This is a genomic window from Prevotella sp. HUN102, from assembly GCF_000688375.1.
In the GTDB taxonomy this organism is placed as follows: domain Bacteria; phylum Bacteroidota; class Bacteroidia; order Bacteroidales; family Bacteroidaceae; genus Prevotella.
Window position 1 is genome coordinate 2275245 of the sequence record NZ_JIAF01000004.1, and the last position, 14310, is coordinate 2289554.

Annotated in this window: 27 protein-coding genes; all 27 read left to right on the top strand. The window is 40.1% G+C overall.

All coding sequences use genetic code 11. The features are described from left to right. Nucleotides 1-31 precede the first annotated feature (31 nt). The 27 genes from P150_RS0115215 (at nucleotide 32) to P150_RS17890 (ending at nucleotide 14308) form a co-directional block, all read left to right on the top strand. Complete coding sequence (locus P150_RS0115215) at nucleotides 32-310, top strand: helix-turn-helix transcriptional regulator (protein ID WP_051617653.1); 279 nt, start codon at nucleotides 32-34, stop codon at nucleotides 308-310. After that, nucleotides 307-858, top strand: a complete 552-nt coding sequence (locus tag P150_RS0115220) for a response regulator transcription factor (protein ID WP_028898452.1) — start codon at nucleotides 307-309, stop codon at nucleotides 856-858. The genes P150_RS0115215 and P150_RS0115220 overlap by 4 nt, the downstream gene beginning before the upstream one ends. 1 nt (nucleotide 859) lies before the next feature. Beyond that, nucleotides 860-1069 (top strand): hypothetical protein, encoded by a 210-nt coding sequence (locus P150_RS0115225; RefSeq protein WP_028898453.1) that lies wholly within the window; start codon nucleotides 860-862, stop codon nucleotides 1067-1069. Beyond that, nucleotides 1059-1391, top strand: coding sequence for a hypothetical protein (locus P150_RS0115230; RefSeq protein WP_028898454.1), 333 nt, complete (start codon nucleotides 1059-1061; stop codon nucleotides 1389-1391). The genes P150_RS0115225 and P150_RS0115230 overlap by 11 nt, the downstream gene beginning before the upstream one ends. A 10-nt stretch (nucleotides 1392-1401) precedes the next feature. Continuing rightward, nucleotides 1402-3393: an AAA family ATPase gene (locus tag P150_RS0115235; protein ID WP_028898455.1), complete on the top strand. Its 1992-nt coding sequence runs from the start codon at nucleotides 1402-1404 to the stop codon at nucleotides 3391-3393. 10 nt (nucleotides 3394-3403) lie between these two features. Next, nucleotides 3404-4345 carry a RecT family recombinase gene (locus P150_RS16645; protein ID WP_051617654.1) on the top strand — a complete coding sequence of 314 codons (942 nt, stop codon included), beginning with the start codon at nucleotides 3404-3406 and terminating at the stop codon, nucleotides 4343-4345. Between the two features lie 12 nt (nucleotides 4346-4357). Beyond that, on the top strand, nucleotides 4358-5089 hold the full coding sequence (locus P150_RS0115245; protein WP_028898456.1) for an MBL fold metallo-hydrolase: 732 nt from the start codon (nucleotides 4358-4360) through the stop codon (nucleotides 5087-5089). Then, complete coding sequence (locus tag P150_RS0115250) at nucleotides 5086-5268, top strand: hypothetical protein (RefSeq protein ID WP_028898457.1); 183 nt, start codon at nucleotides 5086-5088, stop codon at nucleotides 5266-5268. The genes P150_RS0115245 and P150_RS0115250 overlap by 4 nt, the downstream gene beginning before the upstream one ends. After that, the gene (locus P150_RS0115255) at nucleotides 5249-5833 is read left to right on the top strand and encodes a hypothetical protein (protein ID WP_028898458.1); all 585 of its coding nucleotides are present in this window, start codon (nucleotides 5249-5251) and stop codon (nucleotides 5831-5833) included. Before P150_RS0115250 ends, P150_RS0115255 begins: the two co-directional genes overlap by 20 nt. 2 nt (nucleotides 5834-5835) lie before the next feature. After that, nucleotides 5836-6291 (top strand): DUF4494 domain-containing protein, encoded by a 456-nt coding sequence (locus P150_RS0115260; RefSeq protein WP_028898459.1) that lies wholly within the window; start codon nucleotides 5836-5838, stop codon nucleotides 6289-6291. Nucleotides 6292-6357: 66 nt separating this feature from the next. Beyond that, nucleotides 6358-7332 carry a hypothetical protein gene (locus P150_RS16965; protein ID WP_028898460.1) on the top strand — a complete coding sequence of 325 codons (975 nt, stop codon included), beginning with the start codon at nucleotides 6358-6360 and terminating at the stop codon, nucleotides 7330-7332. Nucleotides 7333-7343: 11 nt separating this feature from the next. Further along, nucleotides 7344-8069 (top strand): hypothetical protein, encoded by a 726-nt coding sequence (locus tag P150_RS0115270; protein WP_231477621.1) that lies wholly within the window; start codon nucleotides 7344-7346, stop codon nucleotides 8067-8069. 138 nt (nucleotides 8070-8207) lie between these two features. After that, nucleotides 8208-8777 (top strand): hypothetical protein, encoded by a 570-nt coding sequence (locus tag P150_RS0115275; protein ID WP_028898462.1) that lies wholly within the window; start codon nucleotides 8208-8210, stop codon nucleotides 8775-8777. Nucleotides 8778-8830: 53 nt separating this feature from the next. Next, nucleotides 8831-9286, top strand: coding sequence for a hypothetical protein (locus tag P150_RS0115280; RefSeq protein WP_028898463.1), 456 nt, complete (start codon nucleotides 8831-8833; stop codon nucleotides 9284-9286). A gap of 6 nt (nucleotides 9287-9292) precedes the next feature. Beyond that, the gene (locus tag P150_RS16655) at nucleotides 9293-9694 is read left to right on the top strand and encodes an NUMOD4 domain-containing protein (RefSeq protein WP_036932252.1); all 402 of its coding nucleotides are present in this window, start codon (nucleotides 9293-9295) and stop codon (nucleotides 9692-9694) included. Further along, nucleotides 9669-9932 carry a hypothetical protein gene (locus tag P150_RS0115290; protein WP_028898464.1) on the top strand — a complete coding sequence of 88 codons (264 nt, stop codon included), beginning with the start codon at nucleotides 9669-9671 and terminating at the stop codon, nucleotides 9930-9932. Before P150_RS16655 ends, P150_RS0115290 begins: the two co-directional genes overlap by 26 nt. Next, complete coding sequence (locus P150_RS0115295) at nucleotides 9929-10183, top strand: hypothetical protein (RefSeq protein WP_028898465.1); 255 nt, start codon at nucleotides 9929-9931, stop codon at nucleotides 10181-10183. Before P150_RS0115290 ends, P150_RS0115295 begins: the two co-directional genes overlap by 4 nt. Beyond that, the gene (locus P150_RS0115300) at nucleotides 10176-10373 is read left to right on the top strand and encodes a hypothetical protein (protein ID WP_028898466.1); all 198 of its coding nucleotides are present in this window, start codon (nucleotides 10176-10178) and stop codon (nucleotides 10371-10373) included. The genes P150_RS0115295 and P150_RS0115300 overlap by 8 nt, the downstream gene beginning before the upstream one ends. Nucleotides 10374-10667: 294 nt before the next feature. Continuing rightward, nucleotides 10668-11048 (top strand): hypothetical protein, encoded by a 381-nt coding sequence (locus P150_RS0115310; RefSeq protein ID WP_028898468.1) that lies wholly within the window; start codon nucleotides 10668-10670, stop codon nucleotides 11046-11048. Further along, complete coding sequence (locus P150_RS0115315) at nucleotides 11045-11398, top strand: hypothetical protein (protein ID WP_028898469.1); 354 nt, start codon at nucleotides 11045-11047, stop codon at nucleotides 11396-11398. Before P150_RS0115310 ends, P150_RS0115315 begins: the two co-directional genes overlap by 4 nt. Further along, on the top strand, nucleotides 11385-12140 hold the full coding sequence (locus P150_RS0115320; protein ID WP_028898470.1) for a site-specific DNA-methyltransferase: 756 nt from the start codon (nucleotides 11385-11387) through the stop codon (nucleotides 12138-12140). Before P150_RS0115315 ends, P150_RS0115320 begins: the two co-directional genes overlap by 14 nt. Before the next feature lie 12 nt (nucleotides 12141-12152). Next, entirely contained in the window at nucleotides 12153-12437 is a 285-nt protein-coding gene (locus tag P150_RS16660) for a hypothetical protein (RefSeq protein WP_051617655.1), read from the top strand. 129 nt (nucleotides 12438-12566) lie between these two features. Then, a complete protein-coding gene (locus P150_RS16665) occupies nucleotides 12567-12764 on the top strand; it encodes a hypothetical protein (protein ID WP_036932253.1) in 198 nt (65 codons plus the stop codon). Further along, a complete protein-coding gene (locus P150_RS0115335) occupies nucleotides 12761-13351 on the top strand; it encodes a 3'-5' exonuclease (RefSeq protein WP_028898471.1) in 591 nt (196 codons plus the stop codon). Before P150_RS16665 ends, P150_RS0115335 begins: the two co-directional genes overlap by 4 nt. Nucleotides 13352-13434: 83 nt before the next feature. Then, entirely contained in the window at nucleotides 13435-13863 is a 429-nt protein-coding gene (locus P150_RS0115340; RefSeq protein ID WP_036932254.1) for a single-stranded DNA-binding protein, read from the top strand. Nucleotides 13864-13866: 3 nt separating this feature from the next. Next, nucleotides 13867-14073 (top strand): hypothetical protein, encoded by a 207-nt coding sequence (locus P150_RS0115345; protein ID WP_028898473.1) that lies wholly within the window; start codon nucleotides 13867-13869, stop codon nucleotides 14071-14073. Then, entirely contained in the window at nucleotides 14060-14308 is a 249-nt protein-coding gene (locus tag P150_RS17890; protein ID WP_036932420.1) for a VRR-NUC domain-containing protein, read from the top strand. The genes P150_RS0115345 and P150_RS17890 overlap by 14 nt, the downstream gene beginning before the upstream one ends. Nucleotides 14309-14310: the final 2 nt, after the last annotated feature.

Sequence of the window (14310 nt, forward strand, 5' to 3'; positions counted from 1 at the left end):
TAACCAATTAACGGTACAAAAATAAGCAAAAATGGGTGTATTAACAAGTAAACAGAACGGATTTTGCAAAAAAATAACTGCTGGGGGCTATGCCAGTATTGCTTTTTCCGAGATTTATCACAGCTTGCCACGCCAAGCTAAAGCCCCCAAACAGGCATTCGTTGAGGATATAGCAGCCTTATGCTGTTGTAGCCAACAAACAGTTAGAATGTGGATACAAGGTGTTCAACGCCCCGATGCCTTAAAGCAAAAAATAATTAGCGAACATTTAGGGGTTGATACTGACATTTTATTCCCACAGAAAGTATGAAGCCAGTAGAGTTTTATATTACTCCAGAGGGTGATATTACTCTTAGGGAGGTAGGCAAGGCAGAGAGGCTATTAACAGAAAAAGATACAGATATTATACAGCCCCTCCTCTATACACTCCGAGAGTATTACCCAGCAGCTTACAGTTGCTTAATGGATATATACAGTAAGAGCGTAGATAACAAGCCTTATCGTGATTTCCTTGCTGCACGTAGGTTTATAAAATGCAACTTTGGAGTATTTGATAACACCATAGACATTGATGCAGAATGGTATTTTAATTTTGAGTTTGTAAGTTGCCCTATGCGTGGAGAATGCAAATTTGACCATATACTTTGCCAGCCAAAATTTAACAGTTCACTAAGTGAGCGACAACTGGAGGTAATGCGTATGTGTTATGATGGGCGAAAAGATGATGAGATTGCAGAGGCACTGTTTATCAGCATTAACACGGTTGCAAACCATAGAAAGGCTGCATTCTTAAAACTGGGTGTGCATAGTATGGGGGAGTTTAACAAATACGCGAACGACAATAAATTATTTGGATAGTATGGAAAGAGAGCTTACAGGAAAAGAAACTGCTAAATGTATGGCAGGAATGGTAATTATGTTTCTACTTACCTGCATAAAAGATGACGATTACAGTATGGTTGCCTTTATTAGATTACTTATAGCAATTATACTGGGGGTAGTAGTAGTTGCATACCAATATAGATGTATGCACTCTCCATTAGAAAAGGAGGAAGAGAATGGAAAATGAAGCATATAAAATACGCTCTTTTTTAGAGAGTGTTGCAGAGTGTGGAGCAGCGCAAGCTATAAAACAACTTGAACCTGCAAGCGATAAACTTACACAGCGTAAAGCGTATGAGTTTTTCCGAAAAAGAGATACCCAGCACGGTGGGGAATTTACACACGGTGAAGCATGGGTAAAGAGAATGGTACAAGAGGGTAAGCTACACCCTGTAAGAGAGGGGAAAAGTACAAATAGCCCACTCTATTACAGCAAAACAGAGATGTTACAAGTGCTGGCAACAGAAGAAGCCGTAAGGCAAGATATTTTCAAAGACACATTACTTTAATTTTTACAATATGGTTATACAAATTCAAATGCTCACTATGCGCAATTTTAAGGGTGTGCTGGGAGAGAGAAAGATTGAGTTTAGCCCAACAGTAACACAAGTGCTGGGAGCTAACAAAACTGGCAAGACCACAATAGCCGATGCTTTCCGCTGGTGTTTGTTTGGCAAAAACAGCGAGGGTAAAAGCGAGTTTGGAATTAAGACCAAAGATGAAAAAGGCAACGTATTACCCGAATTATCGCACGAGGTTGAGGTCGCTTTGTTTGTTGATGGTAAAGAGGTTGTACTCAAACGTGTGTACGTTGAAAAGTGGACTAAACCACGCCAACAAGAGGAGCGAAAGCTAACAGGACACACCACTAACTACTTTGTTAATGGCGATAAGTACACAGAGAAAGACTACAAAGCATACATTGATAGCATCTGTACTGAAAGCCTATTTGTGTGCATTACTAACCCTAATTATTTTACGAGCTTACCCGATGATAAACAGCGTGCCTTGCTAACAAAAATGGTTGGAGAGGTTAGTTTGGAGAGCATTGCTGATGGCAACGAGGCTTTTACTCAATTACTGAAAGAAATTGATGGAGAAGAACTCGTTACGTTTTTGCAGCATCTTAGCTACAAGAGAAAAGAGGTTAAGGAGGAACTTGATAGAATACCCGTACGCATTAGCGAGCAGAGAAACGAAATTGCAGCACTCACCGATGAGGGTTGTAACTGGGTGGAGCTGGAGAAAGATATAGCCAGCACTGAACAAGCTATTGAACGCATAGATGAGGAGATTGCAGACCGCAGCAAGGTTATTGATAGCGAGTATAACACACGCAGGAATGAGCGCAAAGCAGTAAATGATTTGAGAGAAAAGGCAGATACCATTGAGTTTAAGCACCGTAAAGATTTCAATGCAGAAACAAATGAACGCCAAAATACAATTAGCAATTTAGAAAGCAAGTTGCGTAACCTCCACAACCAAATTGAACAGGAAAAGGATTGCAAAGAAAAAGCGCAAGCCCAGTTAAAGGCTATTGAGAGTGAAACAGAGAATTTTAGAAACCGTTGGCAAGAGCTGGATAACTCTTACTTTGTAGCTAATGAAGATGAGTTTGTTTGCCCTACCTGCTTGCGCAGATATGAGCAAGGAAAGGTAGATGTAATGTTAGCCGATATGGAGCGAGCATTTAACATTAAAAAAGCAAGCAAATTAGAGGCAATGGAGCAAGAGGCTGCTGGTATCAAACAACGCACAAAAAAGTTCAATGAAAGAATAGAGGAGGCTGATGCAAAGCAGATGGAGCTTCAGCAGAGCGAAAATGAGCTTAGACGGGAACTTGAAAAAGCAAAAGCTGTTACAGTGCTGACAGCAGCCGAACGCATAGAAAAAGATGCAGAGTTAAAGGCTTTGCGTGAAGAGGTAGAGGCACGCACACAGGAGTTAAACAAGCCCGATACTGATGCTGCACAGGAAGCCTCTAAAATGAGTGAGAGCCTTAAAAAAGACAAAGAGGAATTGCGCAAAAAACGTGATGCCTTGCGTGATAAGCTCAACATACGAACGATAATTGCCAACAAACACAAGCGCATTGCAGAGCTTGAGGGGCAAGAAAATAAACTCAATGAGCAACTTGCAGAGCTGGAACGCCAAGAGTACACAGCAGAGGAATTGGTAAAAGCTAACATTGAGGTATTGGAACAGCGTGTGAACTCATTGTTTAGTTTTGTACAATTCACGATGTTTGACCACCGCCTAAATGGAGCATTGAAACCTATGTGCGAATGCACAGTTAAAGGTGTACCTTATAGCGATTTGAACAATGCAGACCGCATTAACGCTGGTATTGATATTATCAATGCTATATGCAATTTTAACAATGTGTATGCTCCTTGCTTTATAGATAACGCAGAAAGCATTAACGATGTTATGCCAATGCAAAGCCAGTGCATACAACTAATTGTGAGCCGTGATAAACAACTGGTAACAATACATAATAATAACGATTAAAAATAGAGTTATGACACAGAGTAAAGAACAGGCTGTACAGCAGCCAACACAAGTGGCTGTATCAAGCAATGCAGTAGCACTTAAACGTTTCCAAGAGGAAACTGCAAACAACGTACTTGACAGAGTAAACGCTATGCAGGAGACAGGCGAATTGGTTTTACCACAAAATTACCATGCTGGTAATGCTGTTCGCTTAGCATGGTTGTACTTGCAAACAGTAAAGGATAGGAACGACCGCCCAGCAGTTGATGTTTGCACCAAAGAGAGTATTTGTAACTGCTTTCTTGAAATGATAATAAAGGGTTTAAGCGTGGCAAAAAAGCAATGCTACTTTATCGTAACTGGCAACCAGCTCTCTTTTTGGGAGGATTACAGAGGCAAGTTTATGCGCGCAAAACGTGATACAGAGATTGCTACGGTAAATGCACAGGTTGTGTATGAGGGTGATGAGTTTGTGTACACCGTTGATGAAAACGGCTTATACCAACTGGTTAAACACACAACTAAAATGGAAAATATCAACATTGACAAGATTACAGGTGCTTATGCTGTGGTTATCAACAAAGATGGTAGCAAGCATTTGGAAATTATGACAATGGCTATGATACGTAACTCGTGGCAACAAGGAGCAGCAAGAGGTAACAGTGGTGCGCACACCAAGTTTACTGACCAAATGTGCAAGAAAACTGTTATCAGCCGTGCTTGCAAGGTAGCTTTAGGTAGCGCAGAAGATGAGGAGTTAGCACCCGATGCAGCTGCAAGTGAGCGAACATTAGCCAACACAAGCTCAACAAAGACCATTGAGCCAACTGTTGAGCCAGCAGAGTACGTTGAACTCCCCAGCGGTGAAAAGGTACAATCCGATACGGGAGAGGTCGCCAAGGCACAAGATATGCCAGCAGCAGAGAGTGTAGAGGCAGAGGCTCAACCTGCAAAAAAATGCCCACTCTAAAAAGAATATGCAATGCAATTAAAAGTGTTAGGCAGTTCATCAAAGGGAAACGGCTATGTGCTTGATGGTAATAATGAGGCACTGGTTATAGAGGCTGGTGTAAAGCTCATTGAGGCTAAAAAGGCAATAGATTTCAAGCTCTCAAAACTGGTGGGCTGCCTATGTACCCACCAGCATAACGACCACGCAGGTTATGCCTCCGAGTATGCCAAAGCTGGTGTTAGGGTGTTAGCACTGGAGGAGGTTCTGAAAGCAAAAGGAATAACAAGAAATTGCCAGCGTATAGAACTGGGCAAAGGCTATAAAATGGGAGGCTTTAAGATTCTACCTTTTGAGGTTATGCACGATGTTCCTTGTGTTGGTTTTGTTATAGAGCATAGCGAGTGTGGTAAGATAGTGTTTTTAACCGATACATACGCCTGCCAATACAGATTTGCAAACGTAAACCACTATTTGATAGAGGCTAACTATGCAGATGATATTTTAATAGAAAATATACTTGCTGGTAGAGTACCACAGGCAATGCGTAACAGACTACTAACAAGTCATTTTGAGTTGAGTAACACTATTGCTATGCTTAAAAGCAGCGACTTGCATAGTGTGCGAAATATTGTACTCATACACCTTAGCGATGGCAACAGTGATGAGAGGCGATTTGTTGCAGAATGCAAGGCAGTATTAGGCAAGAAAGTAGTTGCAGCAAATGCTGGGCTTGTGTTGGATATAGACACCATACCGCTATGAGATACATAAAAGAGAGTAATGCAAAACTTATAGAGGAGGTGCTGGAGGTTCGCATAAGCCAACTTAAAGAGCTACCAGCTCCAAGCCTACGGTTGCAAAACAAAATAAGGCTGTTGAAAATTGCATTAAAAGAATTACAAACAAAGAAAATAGTAAAAAATGGAAGAGTTAAGAATTAACAAAGAAAATGTTATTGCCTGCTACAACAAAAGCAGTGAGGAAACAAAAGAAACTTTGATGCACCTTTTCGGTGAAGATGTTTTTAAGTTTGATTTCCGTAGTATTAAAACCTACAAAGATGCCTGCAAGCATTTAGGACTTGATGGTAGTAAGGAGGTGTTTAATATAGATGATTGCAACTCCTTTAATAAGAAAGCAATGCAACAGGCAGATGCAGTGTACAGGCTCATAACCATTTGCGATGCTATAAACAACGGACAAAAGTATGATAAAAACGGTACAACATGGTTTCCTGTATATTATTTCTACACCAAAGGAGAGATAGAGGAAATGGGAGAGACAAAACGCAAAGAAAAAGGTATTAAACTCCTCTCCTCTGCTTTTGCGTACTTTTCGGAGGTTGCGGGTGTTCGCTGTGCGCTTGCGGATAATCGAGGTGCGTTTACGTTTGCGATTTGGGGTTTCCCCTTGTGCCTAACAAGCGAGGAAAAAGCTCTATATGTAGCAGAGCAATTCGAGAGTTTGATTTTTAGATGTTATGGAATAGAAGTTAATGAGGATTAAGTATGAATAGCTGGTTTGAATGCAAAGTGCGTTATGAGAAAACGCAAGAAAATGGTACAGTAAAGAAAGTTACAGAGCCATATTTGGTAGATGCTTTGAGCTTTACAGAAGCTGAAACACGCATTACCAAAGAGATTACACCGTATATGGCAGGGGAGTTTGAGGTAAGCGATATTAAACGTGTACGCTACTCCGAGATATTTGAAAGCACCGAAGAAACAGCAGATAAATGGTTTGAGTGTAAATTGGAGTTTATTACGCTTGATGAGCGTAGTGGCAATGAGAAGCGAAGTAATAGCCGTGTACTCGTGCAAGCAGCCAATTTGCGTGATGCTATGAAAAAGCTGGAGGCTGGCATGAGTACAACTATGGTTGATTATAATGCTCTCTCCATAAAAGAAACAGCACTAATGGATGTTTACAAATTTCAAGCCGACACAGGCGTTGAAAATTCTTAATCAATAACACGTACCTCTGTTGCATAGAAAATGCGACAGAGGGCGTGAAAAACGGCAAAAACAGCAATGACTAATAAAGGTTGGATAAAGCTACACAGGCAAATACTTGATTGGGAGTGGTCAGATGAGCCTGCTATGGTTGCCTTATTCGTACATTTACTCCTTATGGCTAACAGTGATGAGGGGTGGAAGTACAGAGGGGTTACGCTGAAAGCAGGGCAACTCATCACAAGTGTTGCAAGTTTAAGCAAGGCAACAGGTATAACCATTAAGGCATTGCGTACACGGTTGGAGCGTCTTGTTTCTACTGGGGAAATTAGTGTTGAGAGCTGCAAAAAATATAGCATTATCACTATCTCAAATTATACAATTTATCAGCCAATGGCAAACGAAACGGCAAACAAAGGGCAAACTGAAAACACTGATAATATGGAGATTATGAGTAATGATAAAGAAGATGGGGCAAACAAAAGGGCAAACAATGGGCAAACAAAAGGGCAAACCGATATTCAAGAAATGGGCAAACAAAGGGCAAACGTAAACCATTGTGAAACAGGTACATTACAAGAGTGCAACTCTGTTAATGGGCAAACAATGGGCAAACAAAAGGGCAAACAAAAGGGCAACATTCAAGAATATAATAATATATTATCTTCTAATAATATTATAGATAATAATATAGAAGAGAAAAAAATAATAAAAAAAGAGAGCGAACAAATTTTTGATGAATTCCGCAAAGCCTATAAAGGGAAAAAACGTGGACTTACCACCGAACTTGATAATCTCAAAAAGAAACACCCCAAAGACTGGAAAGACATAGTGCCATTACTAATGCCAGCATTGGAGAGAGAGGAGCAACACCGAAAGATAGCTAAAGCTGCTGGAGAATTTGTACCTCAATGGGCAATGTTGCAAACGTGGATTAATCAAAGCAGGTGGGAAATGGAATACCCCGAAGATGAGCAGCAGGTAACACAAGTACAACCAACAGCCCCAGCAGCCAACGAATATGGAGGCGACTTTGGAGGGGTTGATTACTAACAGCAAGGAATATGGAACCTCAAAGGATAAACGAAATTTGGAGGCGTATACAAAACGATTACAGAAACTCAAGGGTACACTACGAGGATTTGAGCAATGAGGAGGTTTTTAACCAGCACGCCAAGATACTCCTAACAATAGCAAACTCTATCGTACTTGAACCGCAAAGGAGAAAGCTTGTAATTGATGAGCGAAACAAGGAGCTACTCCGTTTCCTACTCTATTACTTTAACGATTGCCAGCTTGCAGAGCAGGTTTTCCCCAATAAGCGGTACAAGCTGCACAAGAACCTACTCATACACGGCAATGTTGGTACAGGGAAAACTCTCATTATGCAAATATTTGCAGAGTATTTGAGGTACACCAACAACCCGAAAGCATTTCAAAACCTATCTGTAACGCAAATGGTAAATTACTACACCATACACAACAACCTTGACCGCTACACCTACAATGAGGAGAGCAACAAGGGATTTAAGGCAGAGCCTGTAAACATTTGCCTAAATGATATAGGCGTGGAGAGTAAAACGTACTTTGGTATGGACACGAAATTGCTTACCAATGAGTTTCTACACGCTCGCAATGAGATATGGGTACAGTATGGTAAATATGGGCATCTCACTACCAACTTAACCATTGAGCAGCTTAAAAGTGAGTTTCACGATGGTTTTGGGCGTTTGATAGACAGATTTAAGACCTACAATGTAATTGAGATGGCAGGGAATAGCAGGAGATAGCCGTTTTTGGCACTTTTCAGCCCTGACAACAGCGTTTCGCCTGTAATATAGTACAAGTTATAGAAGCAGGAAAGAAAATGCCTTAAATCGGCTGAAAACAGCAAATAAGATTTTAAGTACAACCAAAACAAGTGTAATATGAGCAACAAAGGCAATAGTAAGCAGTATGATGGTATAAAACAAAAACTCTTAAAGCTGCAAGCACTGGCAGAGAGAGGCTATAAAGGAGAGGCGTATGCAGCTCAACAAGCCATAGAGCGTATTTGCCAGCAATATAACATAAGGCTTGATGATATTTTAGATACACAAGCAAAACGCTGGTACACCTTTGAAACAGGGAGGAGCAAGGCAATGCAAACACTGTTTATGCAGTGTTACGCAAAGGTTATGAATGTTGGCAGTATGTCTTATCGGCAAATTGGCAGGAATAGAATAGGCATAGAGCTTACAGCCCTGCAATATGCAGAGCTATCCAATATGTTTGAGTGGCACAAAGATAACTTTACGCAAGAGCTGGAGAATATGAAGCAAACTTTTTTAGAGGCATACATTAGCAAGCATAACATTTACAGAGATACAGATAATGAGAATGCCGAAGAAAAAGAACTAACAATGGAGGATTTACAACGCATACGCAAAATACTGGCAATGCGTGAAACCATTAGTGATAGACACTACAATAAGATGTTAGAGTGTACGCAGGGGTAAGGGGTTTTTATGCACAGAAAGCGTGTATATAATTAACGTAAAAACAAAATAATATGAGCAAGAAAAAAACAGCAGTTTTAATGTTGAGTAAGCAATTTATGACAGGGCATAGTTGCGCTGGAGAGCCTACTGGGTTTGTAGATAAAATCAAAGCAGGTACAAAGCTCCACACCATAAGAGGGAACTATGACTACTGGGCAAAAAAGGCTGAAAAAATCAATGCAGGAGAAATGGAGTTAAGCATCAGAGTATGGGAGGGCAAACCATACAATAGCCGACAGGTTGAAGTTGCAAAACTGGATAAGCTGGGTGTGCAGCAAATGGAGGCTTGTTATGGCAGTAAAGATGCAGTACCTCAAATTTGGATTGATGGCAAGGAATATTTAGGCGATATAGAACATATAGCACGCAACGATGGCTTGAGTTATGAGCAATGGGTTAATTGGTTCTTCCAAAAGTCCAACACATTTGAGGGTGTGATATTGCAATTTACTGATTTTAGATACTAACAAGTTATGGAGCAAGAAATATGGAAGCCAGTAGAAGGCTACACAGGCTATGAGGTTAGCAATATGGGGAAAGTGCGCAAGTGCGGACATACCGAGATACTCCGTATTGTAAAAGGCTATGGTATGAGGAGGGTAACACTCCGTAAGAACGATGAGTATCACCTTGTAGTTGTTGCAAAACTTGTACTGGAACATTTTGTTGGTAAGATGCCAGCAGGATATAAGGCTACCTGCATTGATGGTAATTATGAGCATTTGAGTGTAGATAATCTATGCTGGGTTGTGCGCAGAAAGAAACGCTACAACAGGCAGTGTAATAAAATTAAGACTGATAAAGAGGCTGTTAGTCGAGTAGAAAACCATATAAATTGGATTAAAAGAAATGGGAAAAGGAGACATAACAATTAGGCAGCTTGAAAATGGGTGTTTTGATGTGCTTTACAATGAAAAGCGTACAGGAGATTTAAGTTTCGATGAAATGTTGGGATTGATAGCTGCAATCACAATGCCACAAAAACGCCCCTGTTTACATTGGCTCAAAACAGAGGAATGGCACGAAGAGGAAGCAAGGCGTTACAAACCAAAGGAAACAGAGCAAGGGGGTATGCCAAAGCTGTTACCACACATAAAGGCTGATAATTTATGAGGTTTGCATTAAGGAACAAAGATAAGCTAATACAAGCCTTTGGAGAGTCTTTTTATTGCGAACTGGTGGAGTGCTTGAAAAAGTATTTTGAGAGCGACACAGCAAACGACAGGTGCAGTATAGATGGCTTAAACAAGGAGGCAATAAAAGTAACAAGCAGTACTGCTGGCGGAATACATATTTTTGCTGTTATAGGGCAAATGTATGATGTTGTTAAGCTGGCATACTATAAAACGGAAAACAATGAGTAATAACAGTAGGAGCAATAAAGCTATAAATAGAGCTAACCCTGTACACGGATTGGAAAAGATACCAACGCATATCCTACTCAAATACAGCAGGCAAGAGGTTGGGGAGCTTAAAGCATATATTGACGAGTTGGAGTATGAGAATGAAATGCTCCGAGAGAAATTACTTCAAAAGGAGAATAGCAATGAATAAAACAATAGAACAGGCAACAAAAGAGTACACAGATGTAGTTAAACCATATCTTTCAGAGGAGGAAATAGAGTTGGTGCAGAATATGCGTTGGCTAACCAGTGGCACGATATACGAGAAGTTGATATGCCAGAAGAAAGATTTGTGCTTGTACGAAGTAGAGAGGGTGGTCTTAATTTAGGTATGAGATATAAAGATGGAAGATTAGGTTTTAGAACTTATGATAATTTCTTAAATATCTCTCACTGGTGCGAGATACCACAATTTGAAAACAAACAATCAAAAAGGTAATATGTTATGGATAGCCAAAAAATGATACAATGGATAGCCACCCACCACGTGGGTATTTCCTCAAAAACAATGTGGTCGGCTTTAATGCAGGTAGAGATAGACCCAAATGTGAGCTATGATATACCCTACGATGTAGATGATTTTTCACGCTGCTATGACCTATATAGGTTTGCAAAGTTAGATTTGAACGATTTGCGCAAAATAGAAAAGGTTTTCCCATACTGGAAGCCAATCATAGATGTTTGGAGCAACCTTGCCACTGCATACATTGGGCTTTGCTATAAGCGTGTGAATGAGATTTTGGATAGCACACGTGATGAGGTAATGAGGCTTAAAGGCTACAAAAAAGTATCACAAAATAGCTGGGTAAAGGAGGTGCAAGTATGAAGATAGTATTTTGCAAATGGTTTCCTTTCAAGGGCTACAAGGCAATTACCGTTCTAAAATGGATATTTGTAAGAAAAGATGCAAAGGTTGCTTTTACCTCTGTGGATTACAACCACGAGTGCATACACTATGAGCAGGAGAAAGAGCTATTGTACATTGGATTTTACCTACTGTATGTATTAGAGTTTATTGTAAAGCTCCTCTATTACCGCAAATGGCATAAGGCATACAGGAGCATATCCTTTGAGCGTGAGGCATACACAAACCAGTATAACACAGCTTACACCGTAAAGCGTAATAAATTTGCGTGGAGGCTGTACTTGAAACAGCGTACAAATGAAAGATATTGAGTTATATAACGACCATTTCCAAAACTACAAAACGTATGGCATACCAAAAGCACAGCTTATTATTGCCGATATACCATACAACGTGGGCAAAGATGCTTATGGCTCAAATCCTAAATGGTATGTAGGAGGCGATAACAGCAATGGGGAGAGTGAGCTGGCAAGCAGAGAGTTCTTTGATACGGACAAGGATTTTCGCATTACAGAGTTTCTACACTTTTGTAGCAAGATGCTCATCAAAGAGCCAAAGGAAAGAGGCAAAAGTCCCTGTATGCTGGTGTTTTGTGAATTTGAACAGCAATTTGAGCTTATTCAAAAGGCAAAGGAATATGGGCTAAACAAGTATATAAATCTTGTTTTTCGCAAAAACTTTTCTGCACAAGTGCTAAAAGCCAATATGCGTGTAGTAGGCAACTGTGAGTACGGATTATTGCTATACAGGGATAAACTTCCTAAATTCAACAATAACGGCTCTATGGTGTTTAATTGCTTCGAATATCAACGAGATACGTACACACCACATATACACCCAACACAAAAGCCTGTAAAGCTATTGGAGCGTATAATTGAGCTGTTTACAGATGTAGGCGATGTGGTAATAGACCCTTGTGCTGGTAGTGGTACAACACTATTAGCTGCTGCTAATTTAGGCAGGAGGGCATACGGCTTTGAGATTAAGAAGAATTTTTGCGCAGAGGCAAGGAGGTGTATTTTGCCACTGGTGCAAAGGAGTTTATTTGTATAAACTGGAAATGCTATGAGTACATTTGAAAAGATACTGCTTGATTATGGAGGCTACATCTTGATTTGTGTGCGTAATGTTTTCCAAGTAAACGAGGATTACGAGTGTTGCGCAGAGATAAACAAAGTATTACAACAGTATGACATATCCACCTCTATGACACAGGAAGATTGGCAGGCTGAAATGTGGCGTACTGGCACAAGTGGAGAGGTTGCTATTAAAAATGCACCATTTTACTTTTTGGAGGCTTTGAAAATGTGCAAAGATGCAGGAATGTTAGATAAATATATACCTAAATAGCTTATGCGATGTCATTATGAGAATATTAAGATTGTACATAAATGTACATTATATTGAGTAAAAACTGGGAGAGAAAGTGTGTATTTGTACACAAAATGCACATAAAACAAGAAGTTAATGAGGTAACAAATGAGTAAAGAAAAGGCATACCAGTTTTTTAGACTGGTTGAGCGTATGCGAAAGGCTCAAAAGGAGTATTTCAAATATAGAACCTCTAATATCTTAAACGATAGTAAAAGATTAGAAAAGGAGGTTGATGATGAGATTAGCAGAGTAAATAACTTGCTGCTTGATAAACAGCAGCCAAAACTTTTTAATGAACAATGAAACAATTATTTTACGACCTTGAAACAACAGGTACAATGTACTGGAGGAATGGAGTACACCAGTTTAGCGGTATGGTGATAATTGATGGAGAAATCAAAGAAACCTTTAACTACAAGGTACGCCCAAATCCAAAAGCCGACATAACAGAGGAGGCTTTGCAAGTGGCAGGAGTATCAAAGGAGGAGATACAACTGTACCCACCTATGCAGGAGGTGTACAGTGAGTTTGTACAGATGCTGGGTAAGTACGTTGATAAGTACAACAAAACTGATAAGTTTTTCCTCTGTGGCTATAACAATGCCAGTTTTGATAACCAGTTTTTGCGTGCGTGGTTTGTGCAAAATGGGGACAGCTATTTTGGCAGTTGGTTTTGGAGTTCGGCTATTGATGTAATGGTGTTGGCTACACAGGCACTAATGGAAGTGAGAAGCCACATGCCAAACTTTAAGCTCTGCACCGTTGCACAAGCGTTTGGGATAAAGATTGAGGAGGAGAAATTGCACGATGCAATGTACGATATATACCTCACTTATGAGGTGTACAAACGCATTACAAACAATGCCCTCAAAGAGCCTATTACAGAGTAAGTATTACAGTAGTAGGGTATATAAGTATTATATATATTATATACTAAGTAATAGTACTATTGCCAAAAACAAAAAACAAGATTATGGGAAGTCTAAACAGGGTTGAGCTTATCGGTAATTTAGGTAAGCAACCCGAAATAAAACAAGTAAACAACGGAAACAAGGTTGCTACGTTCACACTCGCTACAACAGAGCCAGCATACACAATGCAGAATGGTACGCAGATACAAGAGAAAACAGAATGGCATAACATTGTAGCGTGGGGCGGTAACGCCTCTATTGCAGAACGCTTTTTGAAGAAAGGGCAACAGGTGTACATTGAGGGCAAAATGAGAACAAGGAGCTATGATAACAAGAATGGGCAAAAATGCTACATTACGGAGGTTATTTGCGAAAAGATTGTTTTGCTCTCCAATAGTGGAGGTAAGGCTGAACAACCACAAGCAGAACCACAACCTGTACAACAGGCAGCAGTGAATAATTACAACAATGATGATGATTTACCATTTTAGGCTATGGCAGCAATAGAATGTAAGGTGCAGCTCTCACAGGAGGAGTTAAACAAAACACTGCACAAAATAACAACAGCTATGTTGCAGAAATTACACGATGAGTTGGGAGTTGTTATAACTCGCATACAAAGCCAGCTTGATGCAAACGGCAACATTGAAGATGTATTACTGGTTTATGAGGAAAGGAGGCAAGAATATGAAACACGATGAAGACGAATTGCAAATAGCTTGCGTAAATTGGTTTGGTATGCAATACCCAAAACTCTCAAAGTTATTGCACCACTCTCCAAATGGTGGCAGGAGAAATGCAAGAGAAGCTGCAAGGTTCAAGAAAATGGGTACAAGAGCAGGTTTCCCCGATTTGGTACTTATGTACCCAGCGAAAGGGTATCACGGCTTGTGCATAGAAATGAAAACTGCAACAGGTAGGCAACAACCAACATAGAT